The sequence below is a fragment of the Streptomyces sp. Sge12 genome (genome assembly GCF_002080455.1).
Lineage (GTDB): Bacteria > Actinomycetota > Actinomycetes > Streptomycetales > Streptomycetaceae > Streptomyces.
In genome coordinates this window covers 7,531,778-7,554,772 of sequence record NZ_CP020555.1, presented here as the reverse complement: position 1 = coordinate 7,554,772, position 22,995 = coordinate 7,531,778, and the positions used below count along the sequence as shown (strand labels likewise).

Here is a 22,995-nt window from a genome sequence, read left to right as displayed (position 1 = left end):
CATGTGCCACCCGGCATCGACGTATGAATCAGCACCACCCGGTGGCCTTCCAGTCCGAGGTGCGGGTGCGTTCCCAGTAGCTGAGCCGACAGGACTCGCGCACGCGATGCACACCGTAGTCGCATTTTTCTTCTCTGGTGCAGCACGGTACGAAGAGGCAGTTGTTCATGCAGTCCTTGTCGCACTTCCTCCGGCATTGCATCGAGTTCCAGGCTCCCTCGCAATCGTTGCTGCAGTAGAGGTCGCATTCCGTCGGGCACCAGCTGGTCTGCATGCCGGTCGGCCAGGCTTCGCTGCAGTCCGGCAGGTCGTAGTGGAATCCTTCGATGGGCGGGTTTATGGGTGTCACCGGTAAGCCTCCTCATCCGTGGTCGCAGGAGCGAGACGACGCCCGTGTCCGGGCCAGTACCGCTCAGGGCGATGCCGAGCACCACCCCGTGGTCCTCCACTCAGAGGTGCGCGTGCCTTCCCCGTAGCCGAGCCGGCAGGACTCGCGCACAAGCCGCACACCCTGGTCGCATTTTTCTTCTCTGGTGCAGCACGGTACGAAGAGGCAGTCGTTCATACAGTCCTTCTCGCACTTCGTCCGGCACTGCCCCTGGTTCCAGGCGCCCTCGCAATGGTTCTGGCACTCGGCGCCGCATTCCCTCGGGCAGTAGTAGGTCTGCATGCCGTCAGGCCAGGCTTCTCTGCAGTCGGGCAGATCGTTGTGGAATCCCGGGATGTTCGGGAATGTCCGTGTCACCGAAAACCTCCTCATCCGTGGTCGTAGAAGGTGCCCAGCGGACCGGTCGGGAACGGGAACTCGTTGGTCACGTCAACCGGTATGAAGTACTTCTCCACCTCGTCCGTCTTGCGGCTGGAGTAGGTGAGGACGACGTCCATGATCTGACGGGCACCGCTCAGGTTGGATCGCCTCACGTCGATCGAAGCGAGGGAGAAGCCGTCCATGGACTGCGCGAACGTCTTCCGGTAGATGGCGGGGTAGCGGACCATCAAGTAGGTGAGCGCGCGGTGCTCGTCCGAGGCGCCCACGTTCCCGGACACGTTCAGGACGGTGTTCAGCAGGTCCCCCGCCGCCTTGTCGAACTGTTCCGCGTCCATGGACTCGGGCCTGTCGATGGCCTGCACGAGGTAGGAGACGCTGGCGGAATAGAGCTGGTCGATGGTGACCACCGGCAGCTGCAGCCCGCCGCAGTGGCCCGGGTGGGCGACACCGCCCCGTACCCCGATGACCACGTCGATGGCGTCCGCCTGGTGCGAGGGTCGGACGGCTTCGGCCAGCAGGGCGAAGTCGTCCGGATCCCGCGGGACCAGGACGTAGGTGTCCAGGCCCTGTATGGAGAGCACGTAGCACAGCTGCCGCGCCAGGTAGCGGTTCTCCGGCTGGGTGAGCACCTCGCAGAGCGCCTCACGGTCCGTCATCCACGCCGTGTCGGTGCGCCTCATGCTCTGCGCCAGTTCCTTCTCCACGCCGAGGTCGGGCACCTGGAAGCCGATCCGGCCGATCGCGTAGACGAAGGAGGGAGGCGAGGGCGCGGTCCGCACGGACGGCTCGTCGCGCCCGGCCCCGCAGCCGCATCCTTCTTTGGTCACCGGGCCCTTGGCGGGGTCCTTGACGTCTTGAGTATCCATAGCAGCTCCTGAACTGCGGCGGGCGGGCGTGGCCGGGGCGCGCACGCGCCCGGGCGGCTCAGCCTGTGCTGCCGTCCCGCCGACCCGTGAATGTCATCCATTGGTTCAGCCTCTGGGCCCGTTCCTCGCACCTGCCGCACGGTCTGATGCCCACCGTCCGGGTCGCGTGCTTCACCACTTCGCCGAGGCCGATGTCGTTCTCGATCTCGATGAAACCGGGAAGCCTCATCCGGTGTGCGGGGCTGCGGACTTTGTCCTGCGGGTCCTGGAGTCGCGGCTCTCTCGTCACGGCCGGTCATTCCTTCCGGGCGTCAGGAGGAGCGCTCCGCGGCAGCTTTCCCTCCCCGCACCGCGTGTACTCCCCTGTGACCATCGTGCTCTCCGCCGCAACCGTCCGCACGTCGGCCTTTTGGGTTCGCCGGAGGACGAACACCGCCGCGACGACAGGTCCAACGCAGTCCCCCGCCCTATGATGTGGCAGTGGAAACCGGGACGAATGTCTCGCGAACTGCGTGCAGGGACGGCAGATGAATCCCTCCCCCTCACCCCAACGGCAGTCCACCTTGCTGCTGCTCGACCAGTTCCGCCTGGAGTGCCAGGGGAAACCCGTGCCGGTCTGCGGCAATGCCCAGAGGCTCCTGGCCTTCATAGGGCTCCGGCGGCGGGCCCAACGCTGCGTCGTCGCCCAGACCCTGTGGCCCGATGCAACCGAGGCACACGCCCGGGGAAGCCTGCGGACCACGCTGTGGAAGCTCCCGCGCGGAGCCCAGGAGCTCCTGCGTTGCACCCAGGAGTCACTCGCTCTCGCCGACGACGTCGTCGTGGACGCCCGCATCCTCGCCCGGACCTCGATCGACGTGGTCCGGGGCTGCGAGCCCCCGCACGTCGATCCCTTGCTGATGGGCCTCCTGGAGAAGGGCGATCTGCTGCCCGACTGGGACGAGGACTGGGTCGTCCTCGAACGGGAATGGCTGCGGCGGCTCCGCCTGCACGCCCTCGACACCCTGTCGGACAGACTGGCCCGGCAGGGCCTGCCCGCCCTCGCCTTGGAGGCTGCGCTGGCGAGCATCCGAATCGACCCGCTCCGTGAGGACCCACACCGGTCCGTCGTATCTACGCATCTCGCCGAGGGCAATCTGGTCGAAGCCCTACGGCATTACGAGGCCTTCCGCCACCTGCTGCGCGCGGAGCTCGGGGCTGAGCCATCCGCCCAGTTCAGGCAGATGATCCCACTCGAACGGCGGTGCGCGGCGCGGCCGCGATGACGGTGCGGTGACGGCGAGCGCCGAGGATGGAGTGTCGGGGACTCGTCCCGTCCAAAGGAGCATGGCCGTGAACGCCGTTCAGTATGCCCAGGGCAACCGCATCGTCGAGTTGATGCGCCGGCCAGCGGAGGAGCATGACGCCGTGTGGGTGAGGGACGCCCTGCAGCAGGCGATCCTGCTGGAACTCGCGACCCTCCCTCCATACCTGTGCGGCATGTGGTCGATCAACGACACGAGCCAGAATCCGGTCCTGCGTACCTTGCGTACGATCGTGTTCGACGAGATGTCGCACCTCGGTATCGCCTGCAACCTGCTCACCACCGTCGGCGGTGACCCCCGCCTCGCCGACGAGACGCTCGTGCCGAGGTACCCCGGCCCACTGCCGGGCGGTGTCCGGCCCGAACTGACGGTCTCCCTGAGCGGGCTGACCAAGCACTCGGTCGAGATGTACGCGAGTATCGAGGAGCCCGACCATCCGCTCCCGTCGGCGGCCCCGGCCTCCTACACCTCCATCGGTGCCTTCTACACCGCGATCCTGGACGCCCTGTGCGCTCAACCGGAGCTGATCACCGGCCACCGGCAGGTGATTCGAGACATGGAGCACCACGGCTCGGGGAACACCCTCGAGGAACTCAGGACGCTCGACGCCGTCAAGTCGGCCATCACGGTCATCAAGGAGCAGGGCGAGGGAACTTCCGCGTCGCCCGAGAATCCGTTCCCGAACGGGTCGGGGTCCGGCGAACTCGCCCACTACTACGCGTTCCGGAAGATCCTCTGTGCGCATGAGCTGCACGACCCGCCCCTGCCCCCGGACAAGTGGGACTTCCCCACCTTCCCGATGGGGGTCGTGCCGGAAGGGGGCTGGCCGCGGGGACCCACCGTGCCGCCCGAGGTGATCGCACTCCTCGACAAGGTCAACGGCACCTACAGCGAGATGTTGCGGCTCCTCGAGCAGAGCTGGCAGCCGGCAGACCCGGACCATCCCGACGTGGCCGCGGACCTGCTGGACGATGCGGTCAGCGAGATGCGCAAGCTTCGTTCCCCCGCCCAGAAGCTGATGAAGCTCGCCCTGCCCGACAGCAGTGGCAAGAACTACGGACCGGAGTTCCGCTACACGGCGTCGTGAAGCGCCCCCATCCAGTTCTGAGAGTGACCATGAATCGCACGCACCTCGCGGAATCACCCCCCTCCCCTTTCCCCCACTTGCGGCTGCTGGGCCAGTTCCGGCTCGCGTACGGCGCCGAGGCCGTGGACCTGTGCCCGAACGCGCAACGCCTGCTGGCCCTCGTCGGATTGCGTTCGTGCGTCAGCCGGACGGTCCTCGCAGGAACGCTGTGGCCGAACGCCACCGAGGCTCATGCCCGGGGCAGCCTGCGCAGTGCCCTGTGCAAGCTGCCCCGCGGCGAACGCGCGCCGGTCACCTGCTGCAGGAACACGGTCTCGATCACGGATTCCGTGACCGTGGACGCCCGTGTGCTCGCCGATACGGCGCTGCGCGTGGTGCAGTCCTCAGTCGCACGGGGCTCCGAACCCGTGCTGGCGGTCCTGTTCGGCGACGGGGAGCTGTTGCCCGGTTGGGAAGACGACTGGGTGCTCCTCGAACGGGAACGACTGCGGCAGTTGCGCCTGCACGCCCTCGATGCACTGGCCCACGGCCTGGCCCGGGAGGGGCGGCACGCGCTGGCCCTGGAGACGGCCCTGACCAGCGTACGGACGGAACCCCTACGCGAGAGCGCGCACCGCGCGGTCGTCGCCGCGCACCTGGCGGAGGGGAACATGCAGGAGGCGGTACGGCACTACGTCGCCTTCTGGCGCCTCTTGGACGAGGAGCTCGGGGTACCGCCCTCGGCCCTGTTCGCCCGTCAGCTCCAGTCGGGCGCAGCGGGCCGCCAGACACGGTCCCGCATCGTGACGAGCGCGGCCGTACGCTTCCGCACGGCCGCGCCCCGATCGCCCGTCCGCTCGCTGCGTCCCGGTCAGCAGGTGGGGGAGGAAGAGATCGGGACACCGTCCGCGTAGCGGTCCGGTTCGTCATGCGGGTACAGGCAAGCCACGAGCGCACCAGGAAAGCAAACGTCCTGAGTGTCTGATCTCAAGCAGGGTGCACCGCTCCGTGTACGGGCGCGCGAGGAGCTCCTGGGCCTTGGCCTTCACCGCTTCGATCGCGTCGGCGCCGGCGACGAAGCGCAGCAGCGGCGTCTTCTGGCCGGCGATGGTCAGGAGGGCGCGAGCGAGTTTGGCGGGGTCGCCGGGCTGCTGCCCGTTCATGCTCTTCCAGGCTGCGACGGTAGCGGTGGTGCGCTCGGCGTAGTCGGCGATGGTCGGCTCGGGCCAGGTGGTGGAGGCGTCCACGAGCAACTCGGTGCGGAGGAAGCCGGGTTTCACGACCGTGGTGTGGATGTTGTACGGCTCGACGTCGTAGCGCAGGGATTCCATCCAGCCCGCGACGCCGAACTTGGAGGCGGCGTAGGCGACGCAGAACTCCTGTCCGATGATGCCGGCGGAGGAGGACAGGGTGATGATGTGGCCGGCGCGCTGCCTGCGCATGATCGGCAGGACGGCTCGGGTCACGTTCATGGGGCCGAAGAGGTTCGTCTCGATCTGCTGGACTCTGGGCGGTCCGCAGGACAATTTGCTGGTCACGAAGCTGGACGTCACCCGACTGGACGAGGCAGAAGCCGCCGCCCAGGCGGCCGTCGACCGCTTCGGACGCATCGATGTCCTGGTCAACAACGCCGGGAACTCGCATGCCGGCGCCCCGGTGAGGTGGGGCAGGTCCGCTGTCCAGCCAACCACCCGCCCACCCCGCCGCGGGGGTCCGTACCCGGGCGTGTTCGTCCGGGGGCCAGCAGTACCCCTTCCGCTGCCCCCTCAGCCCGCCGTTCGATGGACCCATGGACCCATGGACCCATGGACCGCAGCACCACGATCCGTGAGCTCCTGCGGACGCGCCGAGCCGAACCTCCTCCGTTCGCAGTACCTCGAACCGCCTCGGTGCCCGCTGCCTACCGCGCTGACTGGCCGACCAGGTAAGCAGCCCCGGGTCAGTCAGTGGAACCAGGCGACGAGGCGTACGTTCTCGGCCCCATGGACCTCGCTGAGGATGCGCATGACGCTCCAGACCCGGCCCCAGTCGGTGTCGATCCCTGCGGCTGAGGCACGGGTTCGTGTGCCTGCGGCGTTGGTCTCCTGCCAGTCCGTGGTCTCCAGCTCGGCCCAGGTCAGCCAGGTGGTCCCGTGCACATCGTGGGGGCCTCCGTGGCCGGCGAACTCATCTCGCAGCCCATCCGAGGCGTCGTCCGGGAAGCCGCGATCTTCCGCGAGGGGACGGAAGCCGAAGGAGTTGCGGACACCGAACAGGCAGGCCAGGCCGTCGTAGGCGTTGCCCCTGTTGAGGAGGAAGAGGTCGATGCCGACCTCCCATACGGAGTCCTCGTCGTCGGGGCCCCATAGGCGGGCGCCGGGCCGGCATTCGATCATTCCGCTGACGTCGGTCGACATGGAGACATCCTGTCTGCGCAGGCCAAGGGCCGGCATCTCCTTTTCGCGCGCGTGCGTGCGCGGCCCGGTCGAGGCTCTGGCTCAGCCGGGTCCGTAGACGTCGTAGGGGCGCCTCCTGCGCGGTTCCGGCCGACTGCAACGCTCAGCGGCAGCTCTGCATGCTCAGCCGCAGACTCCGCCCACGTGACGCCGGCAGCTTCAGCTCAGCAGAGGATTGCCCTGGAGGTTCGCTTCCCCGCACGGCCAGGGGCCGTCGGCCAGGGGGCCCAGCGCTTTGCAGCGCTGTCGCGGCCAACTGGGGTACTGCGAATCCGACTTGGACACCTTTCCGTACATGCCGCCGTGGCGGCCGCTCGTGGTCGGGGCCGCCCGCCGCGTCCTCGTTCTGGGAGCGCCGGGGAATGCCGAGCCGCCCAGAGCCTCACGCTGAACGCGCAACCTCACGGGTGTCGGTCCGGCGAGCGCTTGGCTGCTGCGGTCGAGCGTGCGTACTCAGTGGGCGTCTGACCGAAGTGCTTCTTGAAGGCCCGCGTGAAGTGACTGCCGTCCGCGAACTGCCAGTGTGCGGCGAGTTCCGAGATGCTCAGGCGACCTGACGGCGCGACAAGCGCGAGCCGGGCCTCGTGCAGTCGCCGGTGGCGGATGTAGGTGCTGACCTGCTCACCGGCCGCGGCGAATGCCCGGTGCAGCGTACGGACGGAGACGTTGAGTTCACGCGCGAGCATCGCCGGAGAGAGTTCGGGATCAGCGAGCCGCCGGTCCGCGAGGTCCTTGGCCGCCTGGGTGAGGGCGGGAGCCAGCCGGGGTTCCACGTCGTCGAACCGGCCCTTCAGGACCGCCTTGGTCAGTTCGATCAGGGTGCCGTGGGCGGCTGCCACACCGGCCGGGCCGAGGTCGGCCACGGTTATGTGGATCATGTCTGTGAGGGCCGACAGCAAGCGCATCTCGGCCGAGTCCGCCGACCCGGTGATGACCCGGTTCCCGAGCAGGGGTTTGAGCTCGTCGGGGGGCAGGACGACGAACTTCGCCGTGAGGTCCGCCGACGTCTCGAAGGCCGTCAGCCGCCCGAGGTGCCGGACGAGGAACTGCCCGGCCGACACGGTCTGGTCGCCGTAAGCGGGCGGGCCGCCCAGGGTCCATGCACCGCGCCGCACTACGTACATGGCAACCAGATCCTGATCGCCGCCCGGGACGTCCGCGGTCCGGGTTGCCGATGCGGCGTGCAGATCGGCGATCGCCGCGCCGTGCACCTTGGCCACGTTGCCCTTGACCCGGAAGTCACCGATCGTGTCCGGGCTGAAGGCCGGGAGTTGGAAGACATCGTCGCCGATCTGCGCCTCCCACCCGCGCCGGAAGGCGTCGAGTCCCTGCGGTGCGGCGCCAGGGGCGGTCGAATCCACCGCGAACACCCCGCGCGCGCCGTCGACCTCCGCTCCTGTGCTGTGCATCCCTCTCCGGTTCCTCGTACTCACTGCTTCAACGCCATCCTGTGGTGATCGTGTTCCGTAGGCGTCGCCATGGCTCATGTGGGCGCTGTGTCAATCTTCCTACGGACGGCCCGCAGGGCAGTGGTCGAGGGTCGGAGCGGATGCTTCCGAATCGGCGAGATGAACTCATCGCCCGAGTACGCGCCGTGGTGGTCGGGTCGGTTCGCTCAGGTCGGCAACGAGAAACGCGGCTCCTGGTGATCAGGCCGAGAGAAGCCTGATCACCAGGAGCCGCGTTCGCGCTCCGTCCTCCCTGTCGAACTTGTGCATGTATGCGGGAGCGCGTCTCCCGGTCTGCCCGACGGCACCGAGACGGCCGAGAACGCCGGCCAGGGTCCCGGCCGGCGGTCCCGCTTACGGCACGCCGCAGAACCTCGTCCACCGGCTCGGGCGTCGCCCACACGCTCGATGACCAGGAGGCTCGCTGGCCGGCCGCCGCTACCCATCGATGCCGGCGCCGGCGCCGGTCAGCCGCAGCCGACGCGGCTCGACAGTCAGCGCGCGATCGAGATCGCGAAGGGGGTGAATCCGATGGAGCGGATGACGTGCGGTACGAACAGGATGGCGGCCTCCGTGGCGCGGGCGGTCCGGATCCCGCCGAGGTCGGTGATCCACTCCTTGTGCCAGCCGAGGTCGGTGAGCAGTTCGCCGACCGTCTGCTTGGCCCGCGGGTCCTCGCCGGAGAGGAACACGGTCGGCGCCTCGGCGAGCGTGGCCGGCGCGGTCATCACCGGGAAGAGCATGGTGTTGAGGGTCTTCACGACCTGTGTTTCGGGGAGGGCTTCCTGGAGTTGCTCGGCGAGGCTCGAGCCGGGGTAGATCAGGTCGGCGGGCAGTCCGTCCGGTCCGTCGACGGTGGCGTTGGAGACGTCGATGAGGATCTTGCCGTGCAGTTCGTCGCGCAGGGCGGCGAGCCGGTCCAATGAGCCATCGCCCGGGGTGGCGTTGATGACGACCCGGGATGTCCGGGCAGCGTCGGCGGCGGCACCCGGCGCGCGGTCCGCCACCGTCACCTCGTGCCCTGCCTGGGTGAGGGCTTTGGCCAGGTTGCCGCCGACGCAGCCGTTTCCGAGAACTGCGATCGTGGTCATGGTGATCTGGTCCTTCTGTGCGTGGACGTTGTGGTGCGGGTCAGCGCGAGAGTGCGGCGACGGCCTGGGTGTGGACGCCGGGGGCGGTGGCCAGGAAGCTTTCGCTCTGCGGGGTCCAGGGACGGCCCTCGGCGTCGGAGATGCGTCCGCCGGACTCGGTGACGAGCAGCGCCCCGGGAAGCAGGTCGGCGCGGGCGCCGGCGAACTGCCAGAAGGCGTCGATCCGGCCGGCGGCCACGTTCAGCAGGTGCAGGGTCGCGGGCACGGAGGTACGGACGACGAGCGCGTCGAAGAGCATCGCGGTGATCGAGGAGCCGACGCGTCGCACGACCTTCTCGTCCTCGTCCGGCCGCGCCTGGCTGGTGGCCACGATGCTCAGGCCGAGGTCCGTGGTCCGGGAGACGTGCAGCGGGCGGTCGTCGAGATGGGCGCCCGCGCCGGTGAGCGCGGTGTAGGTCTCGCCTGTCAACGGCAGGTGGACTGCGGTGAGTACGGGCTGGTTCTCGCGTACGAGGGTGGCGGTCACCGCCCACTCGGGCAGGGCGTGCAGGTGGTTGACGTTGCCTTCGGCCGGATCCACGACCCACCATTCGCCGGACGGCAGCGCTCCGCCGTCCAGTTCGTCCTCCACCCACCCGGCGTCGGGGCGCAGGCGCGTGAGGCGGGGGCGCAAGATGTCGAGGGCCGTGTCGTCGTTGGCGGCGAGTGCGCGCATCAGTTCTTCGCGGGTCCGGTAGCGGACCACGTCGCCGAAGCGTGCGCGCAGCGCCGAGCCCGCTGCGCGCACGGCGACCGCAGTCTGGTCGAGCAGGTCGGCGTCGGAGGTGGCGACGTCTGTGGTCTTAAGGGTTTCGGACATGGTGGTATTCCCGTCTGAGGTGGGGGTGTTGGGGTCGGCCGTTTTCGTCCCGGGGGTCTACAGCCCCGTCATTGGCTTCACACGCATGACAAGGACGGCAGGAGCACTCGGATGCAGTGGGATGCGAGCCTGCTCGACGCGATCCGCCGCGCGGCTGAAGGTCGCCGCCCTGCGATCAGCCGGTGGCCGGGCTGCATCCGGCGCACGACCGGGAGGGATGAACGAGTGGGGGAAGCGCCGCCGTGGGCGCTGAGGAAGGCTCAGGCGATCAGTTCGGCGGCCCGTTCGGCGATGGCGTAGACGGTCGCGTTGGTGTTGGCCGAGGGGATGGACGGCATCACCGAGGCATCGGCGACCCGCAGTCCTGCCATCCCATGAACACGAAGGTCGGCAGGGTCGACGACGGCTTCGGCGTCGGTTCCCATGCGGCAGGTGCCGGTGAAGTGGAAGTAGGGGCCGGTGGCCTGGCGGATGAACGCGTCCACGGATTCGCCGCTCGTTCCCGAGCCCGGTACCGCTTCCTGCTTGCGCCAGGCGGCGAACGCGTCGGCCTCCCCGATGCGGCGCGCCACGGCCAGGCCCTTGCGCATGACCTCCAGGTCACGGTCATCGCTCAGGTATCCGGGGTCGACCACGGGAGCGCTGGCGGGATGGGCGTCCGCCAGGCGCACGGTACCGCTGCTGTGCGGAGCCATCGCGGAGAAGGCGATGGAGTAGCCGTTGGCCGGAGACCGGCCCCATGGCGACGGGAGTGGTGCGGCGACAACGTAGACCTGAAGGTCCGGCCGGGTCGCGGCGGGGTCGCTGTACAGCAGGCCCATCATTTCGGCCGGTGGGTTGGCCGGCAGGAACGGTACGGGCCGGCTGGCCTCGTACACGACGCCCGCCATCGGATGGTCCTGCAGATGGGAGCCCACTCCCGGTAGATCGACGACGACTTCGATGCCGTGTTCGTCAAGGTGTTGTGCCGGGCCGATCCCTGACAGCAGCAGGAGGTGTGCGGAACCGATGGCCCCCGCGGTCAGTACGACCTCGGCGCTCTCGACGGACAGGTGCTCGCCGCCCAGGGTGTACTCGACGCCGGTGCAGCGGCCCGCGGTGGTGTGCAGCCGCTGCACGGTCGCATCGGTGACGACGTCCAGGTTCGGCCGGTCGAGGAACGGACGGATGTAGCCGTCCGCCGCGCTCTGGCGGGTACCGCCGGGCAGATTCATGTCGCTCCACCCGAACCCTGTCTCCAGCCCGGCGCCGATGTCATCGGCGCGTGTGAACCCAGCCTGTAGCGCGGCGTCGACGCACGCCGTGGCCAGGGGATGGGGTTCCGGGACCGGGGCGACCACGACCGGCCCGTCCGTGCCCCGCACGGAAGCATCACGACTGCGAGCACTCTCGCTGCGGCGGAAGCAGGGCAGCAGATCGTCGAAACCCCAGCCCGGCGCGCCGAGTCCGGGCCATTCGTCGTAACCGGAGCGGTGCCCCCGCAGGTGGTAGAGGCCGTTGATGCTCGACGATCCGCCGAGCGCTCTACCGCGCAGTACGTCGGCGGCCCTGCCCGTGCCGGCCTGCACGGTCGAGGCACCCGGCCACAGGGATGACGCGTCGAAGCCGAGGAATCCCCATGGAGATGCCATCGCGTCGGTCGCGTCCCGGGCTCCCGCTTCCAACAACAGCACCCGCACGCCGGGGCGTTCCGAAAGCCGGGAGGCAATCACGCATCCGGCGGTCCCGGCCCCCACCACGACATGGTCATAAGGGCTCTTGCCCATATTGTCTCCGCTTCCCACGGCAGCACTGTGCGACCACCGGGCTTCTGAAAATGCAGCTCCTCGACGATTAAAGAGCTGATTGCGTTCATGTACTGAGGGGGCCGAAAAGTCAGGACGGTGTCTTCACGTCGGCCCCGGCCCCGGCCCCGGCCCCGCCCCCGGCCCTGTGCCTGCCGCGGCCGCGTCCGACCTCGATGCGCAGAAGGCGTGGACCGGTTGCTCAGCAGCTAGCGGGCTCAAATGGCGCAGGACTGTCCCCGTTGGGGATGCCCATATCGGCGCCGGTACCTGCGATGACGGCCACGCGGCCGGCCTTCACTTGCTTCACGAGTTTCTCGTCCTTGGTGTGTATCCGTGCAGGAACCGCCCGGGTTTCCCCTCTGCCGTCGAATCTTAGGAAACCGGCACAGCACGTACTTGAACCACCGCGACGTTCGTTCGGAACTTCAGCGCCATGCGACGACGTCGGACGGAGTGGTGCGAGACGGTCGCCAGCAGTACGAGGCCGGAGCTGACGCTCCACCCGGCTCGGCGCTGGAGGGCGTCGCAGGACGGTCGGTCGGCTGGAGCGTCCTGGACGCGAGCTCGCCGTCCGGGCCGGTTCAGGAACCTGTGCCAGAACCACACCCCGTGAACAAGGCCATCCCTGTCCGCCGGCCGCTCGCCACCGTTTCGTATTGCCCGTGTCAACGGGTGGCGACGGCCAAGCTGACCACGTAGTGCTCCTCGACCATCCGGTTCGGGAAGGCTTCGGCCAGGAGGTCGCGCTCCCTGGCGATGAAGGTGTTCGTCGCCTCCTTGCCGAGGACAAGGAAGTCGGAGTAGCTGGCGAGGTTGGCGAGATGCATGTCGAGGGGAACGGTCCGGATCCACGGCACGTGCCGGTGGACGAAGCCGAGCTCGGGCGGCAGCCCGCGGAACCGGGCCGTGGGGTCGTGAGGGCTGTCGTCGGCGCCGAAGAGTCGGCGCAGGCGCGCGTCCTGGTCTGCGATCCACGGAACGGTGTTGTCCGAGTCGTTCCACCAGAGGGCGAGGGCGCCACCGGTGCGCAGGACCCGGAGCGCTTCCGGGACGGATTTGCGCTGGTCGGTCCAGTGCCAGGCTTGGGCATATGTGACGACGTCGATGGAGGCGGAGGCCAGCGGCAGGTTGTTGCCGTCCCCGATCACAAGCGGGACATCGGGCAGGCCGAGACGGAACTGCGAGGCCATCCCCGGGCCTGGCTCGACAGCAACGACGATCGCACCGCGGTCCTGGAGAAGCGACGTCGCCAGTCCGGTGCCGGCCCCGACGTCGGCGACGCGGGCGCCTTCCAAGGGGAAGCCAGTGAGTTCCTCAACCGCATCGAGCAATTCGGACGGGTATGACGGACGGTTCGCAGCGTAGCTGGCGGCAGCCGTGTCGAACGAGCGAGCCTGTGAAGTAATGGCCATACGAACATTGTTGACGGATACAGGTATTCGGCGCCGCATTTCTGTACCTTTCCCCGGCGGCAGGCAGTCGCCGGGAACGTCGGCGGATGCACAAGCGCAACGGGGCACTGGCTACGGGCAGGCGGCGACCGTTGAGACAAAGGCTTGCGTTCTCGAAACCCACCGCCAGAACCACACCCGGCCTTCGCAGGAACGGGCAGACCCACTCCAGAAGACAGAAGGGGAAATACCGGTGACCGCGTTGACCTGGTACTCCCTGGCGTCGAGGAGGCTCTCCATGACCCGGAAGTACACCGTGCCGCGGGTGAACTCGGTGTCCACCTCCTCGTACACCTCCTCCATCTGGCCGGGACCCCCCATGCCGTCGGCTCTTTCTCCCTCTACCCGAGTTCACCGAGACGGAGGGCGTCCCTCATCTCGCTGAGCTTCGCGGTCGTCGCCGGGGTCTGCTCCTGCGCTTGTTCAGCGAGTCGGAGGGCATCGTCGATCTCGCTGAGCTTCGCCGAGGACAGGACGGCCGCCCGCTCTATCAGGTCGTCCCGTGAGACAGTGGTCAGCCACGTGCAAGGGGTGAAGCCTGGACGCGGGAACGCGAGCCGCAGCACGCCTTCGAACGGCACCCCGTCCCCGGCGCCCACCATCACTTCGATACCCAGACCGCCAAGGTCGACGCCCGCCGGAGCGACGACCTGCATCACCCGGATCCCGGACGCGTCGTCTCCCGACAGCAGTACGACCAACCGCCGCTCGTCGAACTGGACCCACCAGACTTCACCACGTTGCACAGGCCCTCCAGACACGGGACGGCAGACAGACGCTGCGCGAGCCCGACGCGCTGTGGAGACGGGGGCGCCACCGTTGATCATCGGTGTGTGAAGACTGAAGATCACGCGGTGGCCGCTGGTCACAGCGTAAACCCTGCCCACTGGCAGGAGGCGTTCGAGGGCCTGATGAGCCGGATAGCGGGACGGTTCACGCGGGTTGAATCCCGGTGCGCAGCAGGGAAGTTGGCACTCGGACTGCTGTCGGACCTGCCGCGCAAGAACTGCAGGACCATCGCCGAGTGGGCCGGGGACAGGACCCCGGACCGCGTGCAGCACCTGCTCGGGCGGACCAAGTGGGACGCCGGCCACCGGGCCGCACCGGTTGCGGGAGACTTGCGTACCACCGCTGCTACTCGCCGGCCGCAGTGCCGCTGACCACCTGGTGCGCGTCGCTGGATCAAGGTGGGGGGTCGAGGAGCCTTTCCAGTCCGGCACGGGCTTGGCGACCTTGGACGAGCAGCAGGTCCGGCGCTACTCGTCCTGGTCCCGCTGGGTCACCCTGGCCATGCTTGCGCACGCCTTCCTCACCGTCGTCCGCGCGAACGAACACGGCCGTTATCCCTCACCCGACGAGCTGATACCGCTCACCTGCAACGAGGAGAGGGTGTAGCGGAACATGTGCAGGGTCCAGGACGGCTCGGCGGTCGGCTTCGTCGCGTACTCCTCGGCCCCCATGGCTGCGTAGAACGGGGCGGCGTTCGGATCCGAGGCGATGGTGAACTCCGATCGGCCGAGGCCGCCCGCGGTCCGGATCGCGTGCTGCCAAAGGGCTTTGCCGTACCCCTTGCCGATCTCGTCGACGTCCACGAAGAGCTTGTCCAGGAGCAGGTCGCCGTCCTCCTCGGTGAAACCGTAGAAGCCGAGGCTCTTGCCGTCCTCCTCCAGGACGAAGACCGGGTTGTTCCGGACGTAGGCCTCCGGAATCGCCCGCGCGTCACCCGCCCAGTCGAAGTAGCCCGGTGGGTAGTCCCAGTGGGTCGACGACCGTTCCTGGAGGGCTTCGAGGTCGGCGGCCTCGCCGGGTGCGGCGTGCCGGATTCGCCGGGCACCGGTGGTTGGCACGGCACTGACCACCCTTCTCAATTCTCAATCACTTGCGGGAGTAGTGGATCCCACTGGATCACGGTTTCGTGCTGGCGGGCCACACGACACCGAGGGGCGCGACCACTTCGCCCCGGTGCCCGAGTTCCAGTCGCCGAGCAGGGTGGTGTCGCGTTCGTGGCCATGGGCCGGGGCCGCGTTTTCGGACATCTTGCGCTCGAAGTGCTCGCAGAGGCGCGTGCGCGGCTTTTGCGGGCAAGCGAGGGCTGACGACACGACAACCATGCGCGCCGCCCGGGAGGAGCCCGGCTCCGGCCGAACCCCGGCCGGGCGGCGCTCTGTTCAAGGAGGTTCACCATGCTGATCACCGTCACACGCACCGGCGGGTTTGCGGGCGGGGAGCGGACCGCTTCTCTCGATACGGAGTGCCGCGGAGACAGGCTCGAGCTGGAGCGGCTGGCCGAGCGCGCGCTCAGCGGTGAGAGCCCCGTGGGGCAGGTCCCCGTTCCGGACGGCTTCAGCTACGTCATCCGCGTCGACAGCAAGCTGGTGGAATTACAGGATCCCTACCTCACCGAGGACCAGCGGCAACTGATCGACACTGTCCTGGCCGCTGCTGCCTGACGATCCGCCCGAGAGGGCATTCAGTGCCCTCTCGGGCAGTGACCACCCCTGCCGGACCCCGGACCCATCGGTCCGACAGGGGTTTCCCACTCCCCGCCCGGTGCCCCCACCACGGCGACGCGACGCGAGCTCCTGGCCTTCGCCGCCCTGCCCGTCACCGCCGAGACCGCGTGGACGAGCCGTTCACACCACGCCATGGCGCCGCAGGTCGTGCAGCACCTCGCGCGCGGCCCGCGCACCGGAGGCCAGCGCACCCTGGGTGGACCCCGTGGCCCGGTGGTCACCGCACACATAACGGCCCGGCGCAACGCGCGTGGTGCGGGTCAGCGGCTGCGGCGGAGCCATGGCGGGCAGCGCGTCCTCGATGGTGCGGACGGTGACGAGGTCCCAGCCGTCTGTGCTCGTGCCGTACGCCTCCGCAAGCGCCGTTCGGAGCTCGCGCTCACGGCCCTGCCGGTCCCGGCCTGTGACCGACGTGCCGATAAGGCTGTGGCCGCGTGGGGCGTAGCCGGGCACGACGTCGCTCAGGACACAGGTGTTGAGGAAGCGGCGTCGGGTGTCCACGAGGAGGGTCGGCTCGCCGAGGGGGGACCGCGGAGCGACGTGGTAGTACGTCGTCACCGTTCGGTAGGCGGGCAGGGGCACTTCGGGGAGCAGTTTCGGGACGGCCCCGGGGCCGGTGGCGACCACGACTGCGTGTGCCGGGATCTCCCGTCCCTCGGTGGTGAGTACACCATCGGCCGTGAGCTCGGCCACCGGGGTCTCGAGCTGTACGGCACCCTCCGGCAGGCCGGCGGCGAGGGCCTGCGGGACCGCCCCGATGCCCTCGGTCGGCAGGCAGATGGTTCCGCGCAGCATGCTCCGCCAAACCATGTGGAACACCCGGGCGGAAGTCTCCAGTTCCTCCTCCAGAAAGACCCCCGACACGAAGGGGCGGAAGAACCTCTCGACGAACTCTTCGGAGATCCCGGCGTCGGCGAACGCGGTGCGGGCGGTGGTGTCCGGCCGTCGTTTGAGCCGAGCCGGGGGCAGCAGCACGTCACGAGCGGACAGCAGGCCGAGGGCGACCAGGTCGCGACGGCCGGCGAGGCGACCGGAGAGCAACTCGGGCAGCGTGCGCGGGCGACGGGTCGGATCGTAGAAGCTGAGCCTGCCGGTCGGAGTGTGAACGAGGAACCCTGGCGTGAAGGGCCGAAGCCGGAGCTCCTTCAGGTCGAACCTGCGCCGGACCTGGGGGTAGCCGGTGTTGAACACCTGGAACCCGCGGTCCACGAGGAAGCCCCCGACCCGGTCCGAACGCATGCGCCCGCCGACCGCGTCGCCGGCCTCCATCACCCGTACGCGCATACCGGCCGCCAGCAGGTCCCGGGCGCACGCCAACCCGGCAACTCCAGCACCGACGACCAGCACGTCCGCCGCGTCGAGGCCTGAGGACATACGACCACCTCTCTCACGTCTCGCTTCGATGCGGCCCGTGCCGCTCGTTCACTGTGTGCCGCGTACGACCTCGACACATGTGCGACACCGCCCGTAGGCCCGGCGGCCGCCCGTCCGGGTGCGTCCCTGTGCGCGTGCGGGTACGTCTTCTCGTCGGCTTCGGCTGCGACGCGGCTCCGTCGAAGCGTCCTTGTCACATGTCGGCAAGACCTCCTGCCCAGCCAACGGGATAAAAAACAGATAAGAATCCCAGGCATGTCCTGATTCCGCTCGGGCAGACGGTTCTTCGGAGGTTGATAACTATGGTTCCCCTGCTTCTCGTTCTTCTACTGGTCCTTCTTCTCTTCGGCGCGGGTTTCGCGGTGAAGATTCTTTGGTGGGTGGCTATTGCAGTTCTGATCCTGTGGCTCATCGGTTTTGTCGCCCGCCCGAAGGGCAGTAGTGGCCGCTGGTACCGCTGGTAGTCCACGCCGACGGCGCAGTTCTGACACTGCATGGCGGTGGCCGGTCACCCCCTTCCCGGGGGTGACCGGCCACCGCCATTTCCTGGGTGCGTGAAGCCGAAAAGGCGGGGCGGGGAAGTCCGGACGGAACGCGGTACGACCGCCGAGCACGACGCACGGTACGGACCTGACTGGATACAAGGTCGAGGCGACCGACGCAGAACCACGGCACCGGCGGCTCCTTCGGCGGCCGCACCGCCTGATCACACCACCGCACGACGATGCGGGACCGGCGTCGTGGTGGGGTCAGCCACCCTCGAATTCGAGAACCTCGGCCAGGGCTCTTTCCTGCTCCCCGACATCCCCAGCACTCCTGGCAATCACCACGTACCGCCAGGAGCGGCCGTCGGACGGTGCGTCCGCGTAGAGGACCACACCCTCGCCGCGATCCGGGTCGAAGGCGAGGCGGGAGGCGCGCAGCCGGGCAAGCACCTCGTCGAAGTCCATGGGAGTCCGTGTCCGGCCCTTCGACACCGACCACGCCGGGTGGGCGGTGGCAGACCCCTCGGTCAGCCGGGTGACCATGGCGTGCGGCGTGGTGGTGGCCGTACGGCGGATGTTGCTCTCACTCGCGTACGCAACACCGTCCCTGTCCACCAGCGCGTCGAGCCCGAAGGGCCCGGCGTAGCCGTGGTCGGCCAGGTAGCGGCCCAGGGCCGTACCCCACTCCTCCAGCTCGCCGGCCACGTGCGCGCAGGATGACGGCAGCGGCGAGGCGTATCCCGTGAAAGAGCCCTGAACCGTGCGCATCGCCCCGCTGAAGAGCGCGCGCGTCCCGGAGGCGGAGACCTCCACCTGGACACTGACCGACTCGGCCACGTCGAGGCACTCCTCCACCACCCACAGCCCTTCGGGCCCACCGACCGTATCCAGCGGCAGGCCCGCCCCGCTCCTCAGGTCATCGCGGGACACGAAGCGCATCCCGTGCCCTCCGGCCGAACGGTCTGGCTTCACCACGACACGCTCGTGGTCCCGCAGGAGCTCACGCGCCACCCCTTCGGCCTCCCTGCGCCGGCACATCCGCCCGGCGGGCAGCCGCATGCCCAGCTGCTCGGCCGTCTGACGGAACCCGGTCTTCGTGTTGAGCAGCATGGTCATCTTCAGGGCGGCCTCTGCGGCCTCGACCGTGGGATACGGGTGGACGTCGACCCCGATGTCCCGGGCGAACGCGATCGCCGACGCGTCCAACGCCGTCGGCAACAGCGCGGCACCCCGGTCCCCGGCGAGAGCCCGGACCTGCTCGAGGAGGCCGGCCTCGCGCACCGCCCGCGCCAGCGGAACGGCTCCGGCGGGAGGCACCTCGATCACCGCCACCGATTCCGGGGACACCCCCGTCAGGTCGTACACGTAGCGCAAGAACTGCCGGCTCAGCCGCACGGGAGTGACGAAAACGTCCCCCGGCCGAAGCAGCCACGCTTTCCGCGGCGCCTGCTGGGCCCACGTCGTCAGGATCTGCCCCTCGTCGAGATCCACCGCCAAGTCCGAGAGGAAGTTCGCGAACACAACGATCGGGACCGACTCCGTCACCACTCTGCTCCTCCGATCGCCGCACGGCCGTCCACGGCCAGTCTGGAACCCCCGCCTCGGGGCCGGCGCCCCGCCACTCCGCAAAGTCAGGGTCGGTGAGGTCGACATCCTCGGCATTCCCCCTACCGGCCGCGGCGAGGAAGGCTCGGACATCGGCCGGGGGATGCGCCGCTCCGATGGCAACGCAGTCATGGCGGACTCGTCGCCAGCCCCGCAGGTCCGAGCGGGTGACCCTTTTCTGGGCAGCTGTCGCCTGCGCCGCCTCCGCAGTCGGTCCACGCCGGACTGACCGCCTTCAGACGGGCGCCTGCCCGCGAACCTCACGCATCTCATCCCTGAACCGATCAGCAGGTGACGAGCACGGAGTCGTCGAGGGCACCCGTGCCAGGCAGGTGATGGCGGGCGGCAATCAGGGCGGCATGCCCGTCCGTCGTGCCCGCGGCCACCAGCTGATAGGTGTTGTCATCCCTCAGCGACAACTGCACATACCAAGGGGACTCATTGATATGTCCAGACTGCGGCCGATTCTCGGATGCATCATGATACGTCGACGTCTTATAGTGAGAAACTATGTCTCACTTAAAGAAGCCCCCTCCCATTGTTGTCACCGGGGCCACTGGGACGATCGGCCACCCGGTCGTGGCAGGGCTGATTGATGCCGGTCGCACGGTGCGCGGAATCTCGCGACACCCGCAACGTGCCTCACTCCCGGACGGTGCGGACGTTGTCTTCGGCGACCTGGACGACCCGTCCACACTGAGGCACGCATTCGACGGTGCCGCGCAACTCGTCCTGATCGCGGTCCCTGAGACCGTCGAGGCGGTTGTCTCTCGCGCAAAACAGGCGGGCGTCGAGCACGTGGTCGTGGTCTCCTCCGCCGCGGTGACGGCCGGCTACGACACGACGTACAACGCCGTCGTCGAGCAGGCCGTCATGGACTCGGGACTGGATTGGAACATCGTGCGTCCCGGTGAGTTCGCGACAAACTCACTCCTCCTATGGGGACCAGCGATCAAGGCAAGTCGCCGAGCTGTGGAGCCCTTTCCTGATCAGATCGGGCGTCCCGTCCACGAGGCCGACGTGGCCGACGTCGTCCTGGCCAACCTGCTCGACCCACACCGCCTCGGGCGGATCGACACGATCATCGGACCGGAAAGTCTCACCAAACGCGAACAGGTTGCAGTGATCGCAGAAGCGATCGGAGAACAGATCACGCTCGATGAAGTCTCCGCCGAACAGGCCCGCAACTTCTACCGAGCCCAAGGGGGCTTCGCGGCCGCGAACGCAGACTTCCTGTTCGGGTTCGAAAGCTACGACGGCTTCGAAGGCATCACAGATGAACCCCATGACACGAGGGCCCCTGCGGACGATGCCTACCTCACACTCGACCAGATAACGGGAACTCCGGCTCGTACCTTCCGCCACTGGGCGCACGGTCACGCCTCCGACTTCATGTGAGCGACGGCAGGGGCAGGCATCACGGCTTCGGAGCGGGCGGGTTCAAGAGCGGTAGAACGGCGGCCCGGGCATTTTCCATGTGAACCGTCCCACCATCCGGCTCATCAGGCCTTCGAACGCCTCCTGCCGGCGTGGTCGCGGGTGGGCACCAGGGTGCCGTCCACGATGAGCACGGCGTCCTTGGCGAACCATTTACGGGGCTGGAGCGCGAGAATCGGCCCGAGATGGTCAATGATGCGGCCGACCGCGGACTTGGAAACCGCGAACAGCGGCGCCAGTTGGCGCAGGGTCAGGTTCCTGCGCCAACAGGCGGCGACCAGCAGCACACGATCCTCCAGTGGCAGGCTCCAGGGCCGGCCCTTGCGCACCGGGTCCGCACGTTCGCGCCGCAGCGCGGCGATGAGCATGCTGAACTGACGCGAGCTCAGCCCGGTGAACGGGACTATCCAGGACGGCCCCGACACCGTGATCACACCAGCCACTGCGAGATGGTTACACGGGCCTCACAAGTGCCGACCTGCGGGATTCAGGAGGGGGCTCGCTGTGGTTCACAGCCTTGAGCAGGCACTCGCGGTCGTCCGCGCTGAGCAGTCCGTCCGGAAGGCTCTCGTCCTCCAGCAACGCGAGCAGCTCAGAGGCGTGTATGGCGAACGCGGCCCTGCACCATTCGGGTTCTGGGTGATCGCGCTCGTTGCCGAAGAGCCCCGCCTGGCCTTCGTCGACAGGTCGAGACAGCTCCGCGACATGGGCCAAGAGTTCGACCAGTCCGGGGCGCACCGCGATGTCAGGGACGGCTGCCAGGCGGATCAGGAAGGGCAAGGCAGTCGGCATCGCCGCGCTCAGGTGAAAGATGCTGTTCATCAAGACGTTGCCCAGCACGCGCAGGGCCTCGGGTCCAGCGGCCTGATCGAGGAGCCCGCGGAGCAGGACCGGGATCCCAGCAGGACAACCGGGAATCTGCGACCAGTCGACATCGGCGCAGCCCACAAGCGCGGGGTAATCGCCTTCGGCTTGCCCTGCCTGCGGATATTCGCGGAGGAAGCGAGCGGCGGCAGCCTCTTTGGCCGCCGCATCCATTACGCACATCCCACTGCCCCCGGCTCACACGGCATCGCCCCGGTGAGCGTCTGCCGGATGAGACTCTTCCTGGAGTGGCCGTCGAACGCAAGTGCCAAGGTCGCCGGCTGACACCGCCCCCGCGGGCGTAGGCGTGACAGCCCGGCGCTGTATTCCGGGACAGCCCTTAGGGGAGCAGGCAGTCGGTGTTGTCGTCGATTTGGCGGCGGAAGTACCCAGCGCCGGGGTGTTGCCTCTCGAATCACCAAATGCTTCGCGAGGCACTCCCGATGACAGTCCGCCGGCGGGCCGGCGGACTGTCACGAAGACGCCCTCGATCCGCCCGTCCAGCACGCGCACTGCCGCGTCGACATCACCCTGGCCGGATGGGGGGCAGATGCCGCTGGTGCTGAGGGGATTCCCGCACCTGAGCCGGTCCACGCACTCCGAGCTGTCCGCCCGCCCTGCCCATCCTCTCGAACGAGGTCTTCCCCGACCGGCCAACCCAGTTCACCGGCGCAGGCGTCCGACAAGTCCGCCCTCACCCGCAGGCTGTACGTCCCGACAGGCAATCTCCACCACCGCCGCTACGCATAGCGTGCAGGGATCGGCAACGGGCCCGCGTCCGCCGCGTCAGTACGAGTGGTCCACCGTGACGTCGGCCGACAGTCGCAGCGCCGCTTCGGCCGGTTCCCCGCGCAGCCCCAGCAGGGTGAGGGTCAGGGCGTCGATCACGGTGAGGTGGGCCAGTCGGCTGGCTACGGTCTCGAGTCCGAACACCAGGTCCTGGCCGCCCGCGACGAGCGTGCAGTCGCTGGACTCGCTGAGCGGTGAGCGGGCGTAGCTCGTCAGGGCGACGACGCGGGCCCCGGACCGCCGCGCGCCCCGGGCGGCGTCCACCGTGCTGCGCGTGGCGCCCGTATGGCTGATGGCGAGGCAGGCTCCGGCGGATGTCAGCTGGGAGGCGGCGAGCTGGGCGGTCAGCGGGTCGGTCGGCGCGTCGACGACGCAGCCGAGCGCGCGCAGCCGGTAGGCGGTGTCCAGCGCGACGGCGCCGGACAGTCCCGCGCCGACCACCAGTACCCGGGTGGCCCGGTCGATCAGTCCGGCGGCCGTGCTCAGCTGGTCCGGGGTCACCGTGGCCATGACCCCGTCCAGTGCCTCGCGGGCGGCACGGACCGTGTCGGCCAGGGCGCGCCCGGCCGGGTCGCGGTCCTGGGAGGGCTCCTGGGCGGGCGCCTGTCGGGCGGCGGCGATCTTCAGCTCCTGGTATCCGCGGAACCCGAGCCGCTGGCAGGCCCGTACGACGGAGGACGGCGCGGTGCCGGCCAGTGCCGCGACGTCGCTGACGCTGAGGTGCACCAGTTCCGCGCCCTTGTCGAGGACGACCTGCGCCACGCGCGCCTCGGTGTCACGCAGCTCGGACAGGTGGGCCCGGATGTGGGCGGCGAGCCCACCCCTCGCTGTGGAATGAATTTCCATGTGCTT

Annotated in this window: 23 protein-coding genes and 3 pseudogenes; 8 read left to right on the top strand and 18 right to left on the bottom strand. The window is 68.7% G+C overall.

Annotation, left to right across the window (positions count from 1 at the left end; all coding sequences use genetic code 11):
• Positions 1–28 precede the first annotated feature (28 nt).
• Both B6R96_RS37420 and B6R96_RS33860 read right to left on the bottom strand, forming a co-directional pair.
• The gene (locus tag B6R96_RS37420) at positions 29–349 is read right to left on the bottom strand and encodes a hypothetical protein (RefSeq protein WP_159396408.1); all 321 of its coding nucleotides are present in this window, start codon (positions 347–349) and stop codon (positions 29–31) included.
• 407 nt (positions 350–756) lie between these two features.
• Complete coding sequence (locus B6R96_RS33860; RefSeq protein ID WP_159062027.1) at positions 757–1,635, bottom strand: hypothetical protein; 879 nt, start codon at positions 1,633–1,635, stop codon at positions 757–759.
• Positions 1,636–2,162: 527 nt separating this feature from the next.
• On the opposite strand from B6R96_RS33860, the gene B6R96_RS33850 reads away from it, so the two are divergent.
• The 3 genes from B6R96_RS33850 (at position 2,163) to B6R96_RS33840 (ending at position 4,919) form a co-directional block, all read left to right on the top strand.
• Positions 2,163–2,900 (top strand): AfsR/SARP family transcriptional regulator, encoded by a 738-nt coding sequence (locus B6R96_RS33850; RefSeq protein WP_053703581.1) that lies wholly within the window; start codon positions 2,163–2,165, stop codon positions 2,898–2,900.
• Between the two features lie 61 nt (positions 2,901–2,961).
• On the top strand, positions 2,962–4,026 hold the full coding sequence (locus tag B6R96_RS33845; RefSeq protein WP_443069996.1) for a ferritin-like domain-containing protein: 1,065 nt from the start codon (positions 2,962–2,964) through the stop codon (positions 4,024–4,026).
• A 29-nt stretch (positions 4,027–4,055) separates the two neighbouring features.
• Positions 4,056–4,919 carry an AfsR/SARP family transcriptional regulator gene (locus B6R96_RS33840; RefSeq protein ID WP_078972127.1) on the top strand — a complete coding sequence of 288 codons (864 nt, stop codon included), beginning with the start codon at positions 4,056–4,058 and terminating at the stop codon, positions 4,917–4,919.
• Positions 4,920–4,931: 12 nt separating this feature from the next.
• Here B6R96_RS33840 and B6R96_RS33835 read toward each other — a convergent pair whose 3' ends face one another.
• On the bottom strand, positions 4,932–5,543 hold the full coding sequence (locus B6R96_RS33835) for an SDR family NAD(P)-dependent oxidoreductase (RefSeq protein WP_257789510.1): 612 nt from the start codon (positions 5,541–5,543) through the stop codon (positions 4,932–4,934).
• Between B6R96_RS33835 and B6R96_RS38355 the strand changes: the two are divergent.
• A pseudogene (locus B6R96_RS38355) lies at positions 5,509–5,655 on the top strand (SDR family NAD(P)-dependent oxidoreductase); the annotation flags it as partial. The gene B6R96_RS33835 and the pseudogene B6R96_RS38355 overlap by 35 nt on opposite strands.
• Positions 5,656–5,948: 293 nt before the next feature.
• Here B6R96_RS38355 and B6R96_RS33830 read toward each other — a convergent pair.
• The 8 genes from B6R96_RS33830 to B6R96_RS33795 all read right to left on the bottom strand — a co-directional run bounded on the left by B6R96_RS33830 (position 5,949) and on the right by B6R96_RS33795 (position 13,822).
• Complete coding sequence (locus B6R96_RS33830) at positions 5,949–6,401, bottom strand: hypothetical protein (protein WP_081524633.1); 453 nt, start codon at positions 6,399–6,401, stop codon at positions 5,949–5,951.
• Positions 6,402–6,841: 440 nt separating this feature from the next.
• Positions 6,842–7,849 carry a helix-turn-helix domain-containing protein gene (locus B6R96_RS33825; protein WP_237291595.1) on the bottom strand — a complete coding sequence of 336 codons (1,008 nt, stop codon included), beginning with the start codon at positions 7,847–7,849 and terminating at the stop codon, positions 6,842–6,844.
• Between the two features lie 533 nt (positions 7,850–8,382).
• On the bottom strand, positions 8,383–8,979 hold the full coding sequence (locus B6R96_RS33820; protein WP_081524632.1) for an NADPH-dependent F420 reductase: 597 nt from the start codon (positions 8,977–8,979) through the stop codon (positions 8,383–8,385).
• 40 nt (positions 8,980–9,019) lie between these two features.
• Positions 9,020–9,838, bottom strand: a complete 819-nt coding sequence (locus tag B6R96_RS33815; protein WP_081524631.1) for a 3'(2'),5'-bisphosphate nucleotidase CysQ — start codon at positions 9,836–9,838, stop codon at positions 9,020–9,022.
• 260 nt (positions 9,839–10,098) lie between these two features.
• A complete protein-coding gene (locus tag B6R96_RS33810; RefSeq protein ID WP_081524630.1) occupies positions 10,099–11,604 on the bottom strand; it encodes a GMC family oxidoreductase in 1,506 nt (501 codons plus the stop codon).
• Between the two features lie 686 nt (positions 11,605–12,290).
• Complete coding sequence (locus tag B6R96_RS33805) at positions 12,291–13,037, bottom strand: class I SAM-dependent methyltransferase (RefSeq protein ID WP_081524629.1); 747 nt, start codon at positions 13,035–13,037, stop codon at positions 12,291–12,293.
• A gap of 111 nt (positions 13,038–13,148) precedes the next feature.
• Positions 13,149–13,379: a hypothetical protein gene (locus B6R96_RS33800; RefSeq protein ID WP_159396407.1), complete on the bottom strand. Its 231-nt coding sequence runs from the start codon at positions 13,377–13,379 to the stop codon at positions 13,149–13,151.
• Positions 13,380–13,417: 38 nt separating this feature from the next.
• The gene (locus B6R96_RS33795; protein WP_081524627.1) at positions 13,418–13,822 is read right to left on the bottom strand and encodes a growth inhibitor PemK; all 405 of its coding nucleotides are present in this window, start codon (positions 13,820–13,822) and stop codon (positions 13,418–13,420) included.
• A gap of 365 nt (positions 13,823–14,187) precedes the next feature.
• On the opposite strand from B6R96_RS33795, the pseudogene B6R96_RS39035 reads away from it, so the two are divergent.
• Positions 14,188–14,459 (top strand): annotated as a pseudogene (locus B6R96_RS39035) (IS701 family transposase); the annotation flags it as partial.
• Here B6R96_RS39035 and B6R96_RS33785 read toward each other — a convergent pair.
• On the bottom strand, positions 14,417–14,923 hold the full coding sequence (locus B6R96_RS33785) for a GNAT family N-acetyltransferase (protein ID WP_159396406.1): 507 nt from the start codon (positions 14,921–14,923) through the stop codon (positions 14,417–14,419). The pseudogene B6R96_RS39035 and the gene B6R96_RS33785 overlap by 43 nt on opposite strands.
• 336 nt (positions 14,924–15,259) lie before the next feature.
• On the opposite strand from B6R96_RS33785, the gene B6R96_RS33780 reads away from it, so the two are divergent.
• Positions 15,260–15,526 carry a protealysin inhibitor emfourin gene (locus B6R96_RS33780; protein ID WP_081524625.1) on the top strand — a complete coding sequence of 89 codons (267 nt, stop codon included), beginning with the start codon at positions 15,260–15,262 and terminating at the stop codon, positions 15,524–15,526.
• A gap of 183 nt (positions 15,527–15,709) precedes the next feature.
• Here B6R96_RS33780 and B6R96_RS33775 read toward each other — a convergent pair whose 3' ends face one another.
• The gene (locus tag B6R96_RS33775; protein ID WP_081524624.1) at positions 15,710–16,963 is read right to left on the bottom strand and encodes an NAD(P)/FAD-dependent oxidoreductase; all 1,254 of its coding nucleotides are present in this window, start codon (positions 16,961–16,963) and stop codon (positions 15,710–15,712) included.
• 302 nt (positions 16,964–17,265) lie between these two features.
• Between B6R96_RS33775 and B6R96_RS38350 the strand changes: the two genes are divergently transcribed.
• On the top strand, positions 17,266–17,427 hold the full coding sequence (locus B6R96_RS38350; protein ID WP_030730337.1) for a hypothetical protein: 162 nt from the start codon (positions 17,266–17,268) through the stop codon (positions 17,425–17,427).
• A 285-nt stretch (positions 17,428–17,712) separates the two neighbouring features.
• Here the strand turns inward: B6R96_RS38350 and B6R96_RS33765 are convergent, their stop codons facing one another.
• Both B6R96_RS33765 and B6R96_RS37415 read right to left on the bottom strand, forming a co-directional pair.
• Positions 17,713–18,993, bottom strand: a complete 1,281-nt coding sequence (locus B6R96_RS33765; protein ID WP_081524623.1) for a peptide ligase PGM1-related protein — start codon at positions 18,991–18,993, stop codon at positions 17,713–17,715.
• Positions 18,994–19,337: 344 nt separating this feature from the next.
• Positions 19,338–19,478 carry a hypothetical protein gene (locus tag B6R96_RS37415; RefSeq protein ID WP_159396405.1) on the bottom strand — a complete coding sequence of 47 codons (141 nt, stop codon included), beginning with the start codon at positions 19,476–19,478 and terminating at the stop codon, positions 19,338–19,340.
• 85 nt (positions 19,479–19,563) lie between these two features.
• Between B6R96_RS37415 and B6R96_RS33760 the strand changes: the two genes are divergently transcribed.
• Positions 19,564–20,451 (top strand): SDR family oxidoreductase, encoded by an 888-nt coding sequence (locus B6R96_RS33760; RefSeq protein ID WP_081524622.1) that lies wholly within the window; start codon positions 19,564–19,566, stop codon positions 20,449–20,451.
• A 110-nt stretch (positions 20,452–20,561) separates the two neighbouring features.
• Here B6R96_RS33760 and B6R96_RS33755 read toward each other — a convergent pair.
• The 3 genes and pseudogenes from B6R96_RS33755 to B6R96_RS33745 form a co-directional block, all read right to left on the bottom strand.
• A pseudogene (locus B6R96_RS33755) lies at positions 20,562–20,933 on the bottom strand (helix-turn-helix domain-containing protein); the annotation flags it as partial.
• 10 nt (positions 20,934–20,943) lie between these two features.
• Positions 20,944–21,528 (bottom strand): hypothetical protein, encoded by a 585-nt coding sequence (locus B6R96_RS37410; protein WP_159396404.1) that lies wholly within the window; start codon positions 21,526–21,528, stop codon positions 20,944–20,946.
• 612 nt (positions 21,529–22,140) lie between these two features.
• The gene (locus B6R96_RS33745; protein ID WP_081524620.1) at positions 22,141–22,989 is read right to left on the bottom strand and encodes a MurR/RpiR family transcriptional regulator; all 849 of its coding nucleotides are present in this window, start codon (positions 22,987–22,989) and stop codon (positions 22,141–22,143) included.
• Positions 22,990–22,995: the final 6 nt, after the last annotated feature.